Consider the following 10,353-nt stretch of genomic DNA (forward strand, 5'->3'; position numbering starts at 1 on the left):
TCTTTCTGAAATACCTTCTGATTCCAATTCTGAAACTGCTATGGCATTATAGAAGTCTTCTTGAGGTTGATCAGTTTCCCTTGTAATTTCAGTAACAACTTTCTTTTCTTTTTTTGTTTCTTCCTGTTCCATATCCTCTGGCACAAACTCTTCCTTTTCAGTAAATGTGATTGATTCTTCTTTTACACTATCTTCCTCAACGGATACAATAGTGCGTTCCGGTTGTTGAATGACATTTGTAGTGTCGTTATTCAGAAAAATGCTTCCCACTCCAACAAGAACTAATATTGAAGCGGCTATACCTGCATATTTCCAAAGTGGGTATGTCCGGTTTTGTTCTTTTTTATCTAATTTTTTTTCTACTCTGTTCCAAATGTTTTCCATACCCTGAAAATTTTCAGGCTTGGTTTCGTCAGAGATTTTTTTAAAATACTTGTCTATATTGTTATTTTGAGATTCCATAATTCACTGTTTTTTGACTGTAATACACTTCGATTAACTCTTTTAACTTAGTTCGGGACACATTGAGTTGTGATTTGGAAGTTCCTTCTGAAATGCTCAGTTTCTCGGCTATTTCTTTGTGTGAATATCCCTCAATTGCAAAAAGGATAAAAACTGTTTTGGCACCTTCGGGTAAATAGTTCAGGAGCTTGAGCAAATCCTGTTCTTCCAGAAATGTTTCGTTTGAATTTTCAGCTAAAGGTTGCTGGGTTACATCTTCTAGATACAGGTTAAAATTGACATTTCGTTTAATATGCAACAAACAGAGGTTTGTTGTTATTTTTCTGGCCCAACCTTCAAAGGCCAGATTTTCCTTTAATTGGTCTAATTTTGTAAAAATTGTAAAAAAAGCTTCGGTCAATGTGTCTTCAATGTCTTCTTCTTTTTTTAGGTACCTTTTACATGTTAGATACAATTTAGGGGCTAAAAGCTCATACACTCGCTTTTGTGAGGGTCGATGCAGTTTCCTGCATTGGATGATTAGATGTTCTTCCATAACTCGTTGTGTCCTTTTCTATATAGAGTGATAAAAGTCAAAAAAGGTTGGAATTGATATTGATTTTTTTTAAAGTTAATTAAAAATAGATTGAATAATTCAATATACTTTGAGAATAAAAATAATGGAGAGGTAGTTTGTTTTGATTATGATAAAGATTTTTTTCTTTAAAGTAGTGAAGTTCTAACAATAAAAAAGACTTATTTGTTTAGTAAAAAATAGTCCTCATTTAATGCATCAATATAGTTTAAAAGTTCATCCCTTCCCAAACTGCTACTGGATGAAGTGACAAAATGTTGAGGAACTTCCTCCCAGGTTTCAAGAAGTTTAGTTTTGTAAACTTCAATATTTCTTTTAAGTGCCAAGGGTTTTACTTTGTCGGCTTTTGTGAAGACGATACAGAAAGGAATTTGATGTTCCCCCATCCATTCTAAAAATTCCAAATCAATTTTTTGAGGCTCGTGCCTCACATCCACCAGTACAAAAGCGCATAATAACTGTTCGCGTTTTACGAAATAATCAGTGATGAATTTCTGAAAAACCTTCTTCGCTGATTTTGAAACTCGCGCATAGCCATAGCCCGGCAAATCCACCAAATGCCAGTTTTTGTTGATAAGAAAGTGGTTGATAAGTTGTGTTTTTCCTGGCCTTCCCGAAGTTTTTGCTAGGTTTTTGCGCAACATCAGCATATTGATCAAAGACGATTTTCCCACATTGGAACGGCCAATAAATGCATATTCCGGCAGAGGGTTTGTAGGGCATTTGGCAACATCGCTGTTGCTCATGATGAATTCGGCTGATTTGATTTGCAAAATAGTTGGTTTAGTTTAAATCCAATAAGATTTTAATATTATCATTCAGTTTTTCTGCCAGATTTGAAGGCAGAACACCTATTTTTTGAATAAAGCGTTTATTATCAATAGCTCTCAATTGATCAACCATTATATCACAATCCTGAGAAACATTGGCAACTCCCCTTTTGATATGAACCCTCAATATCTCAGATTTTAGCTGAACATTAGTGGTTAAAGGGCATATCATAGTTGACGGGTGCGATATTTTATTCAATAAATCGGTTTGGACGATAACGGCCGGCCTTACTTTTCCGGGTTCTGTTCCAATCTGTGGATTTAAATCAACAATCCATATTTCAAATTGTTTCATCTTCTAACGTTTCAAATTCTTTAAGAACAGACGTAGATTCCTCCCTTACTAAAAGGGATTCTTGTTTAAGGGTTTTCTCAATCAATTTTCTTTTTTGATAATCGTTGTAAAAATCCAAAGCATCATTAATATACCTGTTTCTTGATTTCTTAATCTTGGACAGGATTTTTTCGGTTTCACCGAAAACAGTATCGTCAATTTTTAATGATATGGTTTTCATGACTCAATTTTGTATATTGCAAAAGTATATCATTTTTTGGGTATAAAAAAATTTAATGAAAAGGGTCAGTTACTGGATCGTGTAACGTTCTATATGAAAAAGGATAACAATGCATCATTTTATTCTCAAAAGTATAGCATCAATAGAGATTCCTAAGACGGCATACAATTTTGATAAAAGAGGTCAATTGATAAAATATAAGAAAAGTGAAAATAAACGTTTGAAGCTTACTTATGTGGAAAGTCGTGACCCTTTTAAGGGAGTCGATGTAGTTTTTGATTATAAAATAATTTAGAAAAATAAACACCGTTCTGTGAAGTGTCCTCGCTGTACCAACAAAACCCTCAAATTCCTCTTTCCGTCAGCCACTTGCCCAAAAGGACATTAAATTCATCAGGATGTTCCATCATGGCTGCATGACCGCATTTGTCTATCCAGTAAAGATCAGAATTAGGGAGCAGCTCGTGAAATTCTTTCGCAACATTGGGCGGGGTTACATTGTCATTTTTACCCCAGATGATGCAGGTGGGATGATGCATGTTGGGCAAATCCTTTGACATATTATGCCTGATGGCACTTTTGGCAATAGCCAGTGTTCTGATGAGTTTATTTCTGTCGTTGACAGCTTCATAGACTTCGTCAACGATTTCTTTGGTAGCCACTGCGGGGTCATAAAATACATTTTCAGCCTTTTGCTTGATGTATTCATAATCCCCACGTTTGGGGTAACTTTCGCCCATAGCACTTTCATAAAGCCCGGAACTGCCTGTGATAACTAAAGCTTCTATGTATTTTGGATACAATTTAGCGCAAAGTAAAGCAATATGTCCACCCAGAGAGTTGCCTAATAAAATTGCTTTTTCAAGGTTTTTGTGCTCAATAAAATCCTTAACGTAAGTAGCAATATTTTTTACGTTGGTTTTTAAAATGGGCATCGTGTAAATGGGCAACTCAGGAAGAATGACTTGATAGCCGCGATCAGAAAAATAGCGGGTTACCGTGTCAAAATTACTCAAACCTCCCATCAATCCGTGAAGTATGATAATGGGTTTTCCTGTTCCTATTTCAAAATAACTGAATTTCCCTTCTTGTATTAAATCCTTTGTCATAAAACACTAAGCTTTTGCAACAGCAAATATAGGTATTCCAATTTTATAAATAATTTTTCAAATTCTCACTATTTGTCATTTAATATTTTAGAAAAATATGAATCTTATTCACAAAGCACTTAAATCAACTTGAGATGGATAAGCCCATATTTTATAAGTCATTAAAGATTAATTGCTTAGTTTTTTGTAAAAATTATCAACAAAGTGGGAAAATGTGGTAAATTGTGGGAAAATTTAAATATATTTGAATTTCATAAAGTATAACCTAAAGACTCATGAGCAATCTCATCGGAACATATGAATGCAAAGCAGACGCTAAAGGCCGTGTGATGTTGCCTGCTGCCTTGCAGAAGCAATTGGCTCCCATGTTGGAAAAAGGTTTTGTTTTGAAAAGGGCCGTTTTTCAGCCATGCCTTGAGTTATACCCTATGGATGAGTGGGAGCAATTGATGCAAAAAATCAATAAACTCAACCGCTTTAGCCGAAAAAACAATGACTTTGTGAGGAGGTTTACCGCAGGGGTAAAAGTGATTGAACTTGATACAACAGGGCGGTTGTTGATTCCTAAAGATTTAATTGGGTTTGCAAAAATAAATAAAGAAATCGTCTTGTCTTCAGCCATAAACATTGTTGAAATATGGGACAAGAACAATTATGAAAAAGCAATTGACGATGCGGCAAACGATTTTGCAGATCTGGCTGAAGAAGTAATGGGCGATCAAAGCAATGATGACAATGACTTATCATAATCCTGTTTTACTGGAAGAATCTGTTGCGGGTCTCAACATAAAACCCAACGGGGTCTATGTTGATGTCACTTTTGGTGGTGGCGGACACTCAAAAAAAATCCTTAAACAGTTGGGTGAAGAAGGAAAATTGTTTGCTTTTGACCAGGATGTGGATGCTTTGGAAAACGCTATCGATGACAATAGGTTTATGCTCATTCACCAAAATTTCAGGCACATCAAACGATTTTTAAAGTTCTATGGCATAACACAGGTAGACGGAATCCTGGGTGATTTTGGGGTTTCCTCACACCAGTTTGATGTTGCAGAAAGAGGGTTTTCAACACGATTTGATGCAGCCCTCGATATGAGGATGAATCAGGAGAGTACTGTTTCTGCATTGCATATCATCAATGAATACAGTGAACCTGATTTGCGCCGAATTCTTTTTCAATACGGTGATTTGAAATCGGCTTCAGGAATGGCGCGAATGATTGTTGAAAACAGACAGGTAAATGCCATTGCAACAACCGATGATCTCAAAAAAGCACTGGGAAGATTTCTCCCAAAACAAAAAGAAAATAAAATCCTAGCCCAGGTTTTTCAGGCAGTCAGGATTGAAGTGAATCAGGAAATACAGGCTTTAAAGGAGTTTTTATTACAAACAGTCGATTTGTTGCCTAAAGGCGGAAGACTCAGTTTGATCTCTTACCATTCACTTGAAGACAGATTGGTAAAACGTTTTATCAGGGACGGAAAGTTTGAAGGTCAGGCCGAAAAAGATGTATTTGGAAATGTGGAAGTGCCCTATAAAAAAGTAGGAAAACTTATTGTTCCCGGTGAAGATGAAATTCGAGAAAACAACCGCGCCAGAAGTGCTAAACTAAGAATTGCTGAACGACTATAACCAATGAGGAAAAGTATTTACGACATACTAAAAGGAAAATTTTTAATCAACGAAGATGCTTTAAACAACTGGAAGTTTATCATTTTCCTTTCTGCGCTGGCTCTGGTAATGATTTCAAGCGCACACAGTGCCGATAGAAAAGTGCACAGACTTGCAAAAATGAACAATGAAGTAAAAGAATTAAGAAGCGAGTTTGTGGATACCCGTTCAAAATTGATGAAAAAAAGAATGGAAAGCAGGGTGGTCTTTCTGGCTGAAAAAAGGGGTTTAAAGCCTTCTGAAAATCCGCCGCAAAAAATTGTAATTACAAAACAAGATGAATAATGGCATTTGAAGACAAAAACATATTGCAACGATTGTACATCATCGCCGGTGTTTTGTTTTTGTTTGTGTTTGCCATTCTGTTTAAAATTGTCAACATCCAGTTTGTTGAGGGGGATAAATATCGTGAACTTGCAAAAATAAATACTACCAAAAACTTCACGATTCCCTCAAACCGGGGAAATATTTATGCAGATGACGGAAGCCTTCTTGCAACATCAGTTCCCAATTATGACATCCGCTTTGATGCCGTAACTGTAAGCGCAGAAGATTTTGAAAAAAACCTTGCGCCACTTTCTCAAGCGCTTTCAAAAAAGTTTGGCAAACCGGCTTCACATTATCAGCAACTACTCAGATCAGCCCGTGCAAACAAAAACCGGTACCAGCTTATTGAGCGACGGGTAGGCTATTCAGATTATCTCGAGTTGCGAACCTTTCCAATGTTTAACCTGGGACCCTATCGCGGAGGTTTTATTGCAGAACAATATACAGTTAGGGAACATCCCATAGGTAAAATTGGCGAGCGCATTGTGGGCTATGAGAGAAAAGACCAAAACGGACACACACTAAGAGTTGGTCTTGAAGGTGCTTTTGGCAATTATTTGAAAGGTATAGATGGAAGACAACTCAGGCAACGCATTGCTCAAGGCCAATGGAAACCCATTTTTGATGCCAATGAAATTGAACCACAAGATGGCTATGACGTGATTTCAACCATCAATGTCAATATTCAGGATATTGCACATCACGCATTGCTTAGGCAGTTGGAAAAATATGAAGCAGATCACGGTACAGTTATCGTTATGGAAACCAAAACCGGCGAGATAAAAGCTGTTTCCAATCTTGGGCGCACTTCTCAGGGAACTTATTTTGAAAAACTGAATTATGCCATAGGTGAATCTCACGAGCCCGGTTCCACTTTTAAAGTAATGGCTTTAATAGCCGCATTGGAAGACAAAGTTGTAGATACCAGCAGCGTAGTGGATACAGGAAATGGGGTCCATTTTTTCTATGGCAAAAAAGTTTCAGATTCACGTAGAGGTGGTCACGGAAAAATCTCATTGGCACGTTCGATAGAAGTTTCTTCAAATATAGGTATTGCCAAAGTTATCGATGAAAATTATAAAGACAAACCTGCCCATTTTGTGGAAATGCTCCGGGCAATGCACCTTGACCGACAAATTGGCTTGCCCATTTTAGGTGAAGGCAGGCCAATACTACCGCATCCATCAGATAAGACTGGTTGGAGTAGAAATGCATTGCCCTCAATGGCTTTTGGTTATGGAGTGTCCTTAACCCCACTGCAAACGCTCACTTTTTATAATGCCATTGCAAACGACGGTGTAATGGTGAAACCCCGATTTATCAGACAAGTCAAGGCAATGAACAGAGACATTGAAACTTTTGAAGTGGAAATTATAAATTCACAAATAGCCTCTGTTGAAACCCTTAAACAAGTCCAGGAAATCCTAAAAAATATAGTAATCAGAGGAACGGGAAGCAGATTGTATTCTCCGGATTTTTCCATGGCCGGTAAAACCGGAACCGCTCAAACCGAATACTGGATGGATGGCTGGGCAGCAAACCCACGCTATATATCCTCCTTTGTAGGATATTTTCCTGCTGAAAACCCAAAGTATTCCTGTATTGTGGTTATTCATAAGCCCAAAGTAAGTACCGGATACTACGGTGTTGATGTTGCCGGCCCCGTGTTTAAAAGTATTGCTCAAAAAATTTACATCGACTCCCCTTATTCAGATTATATCAATAACCTGGAAGTATTGCAGGCTGATATTGAAAATGACTTTTTGAAATTTTATGAAATGGCTCAACAAGAGCATAAAAGCATACCCAATGTGCGTGGAATGGCTGGAATGGACGCGGTTTCCCTACTGGAAAATATGGGATTAAAAGTAGTGATTACCGGTAACGGAAGGGTAAAATCACAATCAGTGCCCGAGGGCACAAAACTGGAAAAAGGAACACAAATTATACTGGAATTATCCTCATGAATTTAAGGGATTTAATATACGGAGTGACTCTTGAAGCTGTTGTTGGCAACACCGGTATCATGATTTCTCAACTCGAATTTGATTCCCGGAAAGTGAGCCTAAACGACTGCTTTGTAGCTATAAAAGGCACCCTTTCAGACGGGCATGATTATATCGAAAAAGCGGTCAATCAAGGTGCTCTGGCTGTAATTTGTGAAAAGCTTCCTGAAACCATCATTAACGGAATTACCTATATTCAGGTGGATGACTCCCAAAAAGCACTGGCCATTATGGCGGCCAATTATTTTGGAAATCCATCTGAAAGGTTGAAGTTAATAGGCATAACGGGAACCAACGGAAAAACAACTGTAGCAACCTTGCTTTATGAATTGTTCAGAAAAGCGGGCTTTGCCACGGGCTTGATTTCTACGGTAAAAATTATGATTAATGATGAAGAGTTTGAAGCGACGCACACCACCCCGGATTCATTTACATTAAATTCATACCTCAACAAAATGTACATCGAGGGCGTTGATTATTGCTTTATGGAAGTGAGCTCACACGGCATTCACCAAAAAAGAACCGAAGCACTCACTTTTGCAGGAGGGGTTTTTACAAACCTTTCTCAAGACCATCTCGATTATCACAGCACTTTTGCAGAATACCGCGATGTAAAAAAATTGTTTTTTGACAATCTGCCCAAAAGTGCTTTTGCATTGGTCAATGAAGACGATAAAAATGGCTTGGTGATGGTTCAAAACACCAAAGCCAAAAAGTATACTTATGCATTAAAAACCCAGGCCGACTTTAAAGCACAGGTTTTGGAAAATCAGTTTAGCGGTTTATTGCTTAAAATCAACAACAACGAAATTTGGTCCAAACTCATCGGGAACTTCAATGCTTATAATTTACTTGCCATCTATGGTGTGGCGTCAATACTTGAATTGGATGAACTTGAAATCCTTAGAATAATAAGTGAGCTGGAAAGTGTGGCAGGCAGGTTTCAACACCAAATTTCAGATAAAAACATTACTGCCATAGTGGATTATGCCCATACACCTGACGCCTTAAAAAATGTGCTTGAAACCATCAACAGCATCAGAACCGGAAATGAAACCCTGATTACGGTTGTGGGTTGCGGCGGCAATCGCGATAAAGGCAAACGCCCCAAAATGGGACACATCGCTTCGGCACTGAGCAACAAAGTGATTTTTACGAGTGACAATCCCAGAAACGAAGACCCGGAAGCCATCATTGCCGACATTGAAAAAGGGGTGGAGCCGCAAAACTTTAAAAAGACCATGTCGATTACTGACAGAAAGCAAGCCATAAAAACCGCTTGCCAACTGGCAGAGAATAAAGACATCATTTTAATAGCGGGCAAAGGCCATGAGACCTATCAGGAAATCAAGGGAGAACGATTTGACTTTGATGATTTTAAAATTGTAAACGAATTTTTAAAACAATTAAACAAATAAACCATGCTGTATTACTTGTTTGAATATTTAGATAAAAACTTTGATATCCCGGGCACGGGCTTGTTTCAGTTTATCTCATTCAGGTCGGCTTTGGCCATTATTTTCTCCTTGTTTATTGCTATTGTATTTGGAAAGAAAATCATCAACTACCTAAGAAAAAAACAAATTGGTGAAACCGTTCGCGATTTAGGGCTTGAAGGACAAAACGAAAAAGCCGGTACACCCACTATGGGTGGTCTAATTATCATTTTGGCCACACTCATACCGGTATTTCTGTTTGCTAAACTGGACAATATTTATGTCATCCTGCTCATATTCACCACCATTTGGATGGGAGCTATTGGTTTTATTGACGATTACATCAAAATATTCAAGAAAAACAAACAGGGTCTCCCTGGAAAGTTCAAAGTATTTGGGCAGGTGTTTTTGGGAATCATTGTGGGGGCAACCATGTATTTCCATCCTGAAATAACAGTACGACTGGACGATAATGTACAACAGCAAACCTTTCAAACAGTAACATTAAACGAGCAGCAAATTGCAAACCGCGAGTCCAAAGCATTGGTCACAACAATTCCATTTGTAAAAAACAACGAGTTGGATTATTCAAGATTAATTACTTGGATTAGTCAGGATTATGCCAAGTATGCGTGGATACTTTTTATTCCTATCGTGATTTTTATTGTTACTGCAGTTTCAAACGGTGCCAACCTCACCGACGGAATTGACGGGCTTGCCGCAGGCTCCTCTGCAATAATTGTGATTACCCTCGCCATTTTTGCCTGGGTTTCGGGCAATGTTATTTTTTCAGATTACCTCAATATTATGTACATCCCCAGAACGGGTGAAATGACCATATTCATCATGGCTTTTGTTGGGGCACTTATAGGGTTTTTATGGTACAATGCCTTTCCTGCTCAGGTATTTATGGGTGATACGGGCAGTTTAACCATCGGTGGAATCATAGCTGTAATTGCCATTGCAGTAAGAAAAGAATTACTCATTCCCATTTTGTGCGGAATCTTTTTTATAGAAACCCTTTCAGTGATGATGCAGGTAAGCTGGTTTAAATACAGCAAAAAGAAATTTGGCGAAGGCAGGCGCATTTTCAGGATGTCGCCCATTCACCATCACTACCAGATCAAGGGCTATCATGAAAGCAAGATTGTAACCCGGTTTTTAATCGTGGGAATCATACTGGCAGTATTGACCATAGTGACATTAAAAGTAAGGTAATGAGGCGCCTGGTGATACTTGGAGCGGGAGAAAGTGGTGTGGGAACGGCACTTTTGGGAAAACAAAAAGGATATGAAGTGTTTGTTTCAGACAAACAAAAAATTAAAGAAAATTACAAACAAGTTCTTAATCATAATGAGATTGACTGGGAAGAAGAAAAGCACAGTGAAGCGTTAATTCTCAATGCCGATGTGGTCATGAAAAG

At 38.0% G+C, this 10,353-nt stretch carries 11 protein-coding genes and 2 pseudogenes; 7 read left to right on the plus strand and 6 right to left on the minus strand.

Annotated features, from left to right (window positions below):
- From AC6F75_RS00910 to AC6F75_RS00935, 6 genes and pseudogenes are all read right to left on the minus strand, one after another.
- Positions 1–462 (minus strand): annotated as a pseudogene (locus tag AC6F75_RS00910) (hypothetical protein); the annotation flags it as partial.
- Positions 446–997, minus strand: a complete 552-nt coding sequence (locus tag AC6F75_RS00915) for a sigma-70 family RNA polymerase sigma factor (RefSeq protein WP_500713047.1) — start codon at positions 995–997, stop codon at positions 446–448. The pseudogene AC6F75_RS00910 and the gene AC6F75_RS00915, both read right to left, overlap by 17 nt.
- A 200-nt stretch (positions 998–1,197) precedes the next feature.
- The gene (gene yihA, locus AC6F75_RS00920) at positions 1,198–1,809 is read right to left on the minus strand and encodes a ribosome biogenesis GTP-binding protein YihA/YsxC (RefSeq protein WP_500713048.1); all 612 of its coding nucleotides are present in this window, start codon (positions 1,807–1,809) and stop codon (positions 1,198–1,200) included.
- A 10-nt stretch (positions 1,810–1,819) separates the two neighbouring features.
- The gene (locus tag AC6F75_RS00925; protein ID WP_500713049.1) at positions 1,820–2,161 is read right to left on the minus strand and encodes a type II toxin-antitoxin system PemK/MazF family toxin; all 342 of its coding nucleotides are present in this window, start codon (positions 2,159–2,161) and stop codon (positions 1,820–1,822) included.
- A complete protein-coding gene (locus AC6F75_RS00930) occupies positions 2,148–2,381 on the minus strand; it encodes a hypothetical protein (RefSeq protein ID WP_500713050.1) in 234 nt (77 codons plus the stop codon). Before AC6F75_RS00930 ends, AC6F75_RS00925 begins: the two co-directional genes overlap by 14 nt.
- Positions 2,382–2,725: 344 nt before the next feature.
- Positions 2,726–3,490: an alpha/beta fold hydrolase gene (locus AC6F75_RS00935; RefSeq protein ID WP_500713051.1), complete on the minus strand. Its 765-nt coding sequence runs from the start codon at positions 3,488–3,490 to the stop codon at positions 2,726–2,728.
- 275 nt (positions 3,491–3,765) lie between these two features.
- Here AC6F75_RS00935 and mraZ point away from each other — a divergent pair, with 275 nt between their 5' ends.
- From mraZ to AC6F75_RS00970, 7 genes and pseudogenes are all read left to right on the plus strand, one after another.
- A complete protein-coding gene (gene mraZ, locus AC6F75_RS00940) occupies positions 3,766–4,239 on the plus strand; it encodes a division/cell wall cluster transcriptional repressor MraZ (RefSeq protein WP_500713052.1) in 474 nt (157 codons plus the stop codon).
- Positions 4,226–5,122: a 16S rRNA (cytosine(1402)-N(4))-methyltransferase RsmH gene (gene rsmH, locus AC6F75_RS00945; RefSeq protein WP_500713053.1), complete on the plus strand. Its 897-nt coding sequence runs from the start codon at positions 4,226–4,228 to the stop codon at positions 5,120–5,122. Before mraZ ends, rsmH begins: the two co-directional genes overlap by 14 nt.
- A 3-nt stretch (positions 5,123–5,125) precedes the next feature.
- Positions 5,126–5,446, plus strand: coding sequence for an FtsL-like putative cell division protein (locus AC6F75_RS00950; RefSeq protein ID WP_500713054.1), 321 nt, complete (start codon positions 5,126–5,128; stop codon positions 5,444–5,446).
- Positions 5,446–7,455 carry a penicillin-binding transpeptidase domain-containing protein gene (locus AC6F75_RS00955; protein WP_500713055.1) on the plus strand — a complete coding sequence of 670 codons (2,010 nt, stop codon included), beginning with the start codon at positions 5,446–5,448 and terminating at the stop codon, positions 7,453–7,455. The genes AC6F75_RS00950 and AC6F75_RS00955 overlap by 1 nt, the downstream gene beginning before the upstream one ends.
- On the plus strand, positions 7,452–8,912 hold the full coding sequence (locus AC6F75_RS00960; RefSeq protein ID WP_500713056.1) for a UDP-N-acetylmuramoyl-L-alanyl-D-glutamate--2,6-diaminopimelate ligase: 1,461 nt from the start codon (positions 7,452–7,454) through the stop codon (positions 8,910–8,912). The genes AC6F75_RS00955 and AC6F75_RS00960 overlap by 4 nt, the downstream gene beginning before the upstream one ends.
- A gap of 3 nt (positions 8,913–8,915) precedes the next feature.
- Positions 8,916–10,148 (plus strand): phospho-N-acetylmuramoyl-pentapeptide-transferase, encoded by a 1,233-nt coding sequence (gene mraY / locus AC6F75_RS00965; protein ID WP_500713057.1) that lies wholly within the window; start codon positions 8,916–8,918, stop codon positions 10,146–10,148.
- Positions 10,148–10,353, plus strand: a pseudogene (locus AC6F75_RS00970) (UDP-N-acetylmuramoyl-L-alanine--D-glutamate ligase); the annotation flags it as partial. The gene mraY and the pseudogene AC6F75_RS00970, both read left to right, overlap by 1 nt.

Source organism: Planktosalinus sp., assembly GCF_059864935.1.

Excerpts from the sequence above, each read along its gene's own strand:
- AC6F75_RS00915 (WP_500713047.1), bottom strand. The coding sequence starts at position 997 with ATGGAAGAACATCTAATCATCCAATGCAGGAAACTGCATCGACCCTCA.
- AC6F75_RS00925 (WP_500713049.1), bottom strand. The coding sequence starts at position 2,161 with ATGAAACAATTTGAAATATGGATTGTTGATTTAAATCCACAGATTGGA.
- AC6F75_RS00930 (WP_500713050.1), bottom strand. The coding sequence starts at position 2,381 with ATGAAAACCATATCATTAAAAATTGACGATACTGTTTTCGGTGAAACC.
- AC6F75_RS00935 (WP_500713051.1), bottom strand. The coding sequence starts at position 3,490 with ATGACAAAGGATTTAATACAAGAAGGGAAATTCAGTTATTTTGAAATA.
- mraZ (WP_500713052.1), top strand. The coding sequence starts at position 3,766 with ATGAGCAATCTCATCGGAACATATGAATGCAAAGCAGACGCTAAAGGC.
- rsmH (WP_500713053.1), top strand. The coding sequence starts at position 4,226 with ATGACTTATCATAATCCTGTTTTACTGGAAGAATCTGTTGCGGGTCTC.
- AC6F75_RS00950 (WP_500713054.1), top strand. The coding sequence starts at position 5,126 with ATGAGGAAAAGTATTTACGACATACTAAAAGGAAAATTTTTAATCAAC.
- AC6F75_RS00955 (WP_500713055.1), top strand. The coding sequence starts at position 5,446 with ATGGCATTTGAAGACAAAAACATATTGCAACGATTGTACATCATCGCC.
- AC6F75_RS00960 (WP_500713056.1), top strand. The coding sequence starts at position 7,452 with ATGAATTTAAGGGATTTAATATACGGAGTGACTCTTGAAGCTGTTGTT.
- mraY (WP_500713057.1), top strand. The coding sequence starts at position 8,916 with ATGCTGTATTACTTGTTTGAATATTTAGATAAAAACTTTGATATCCCG.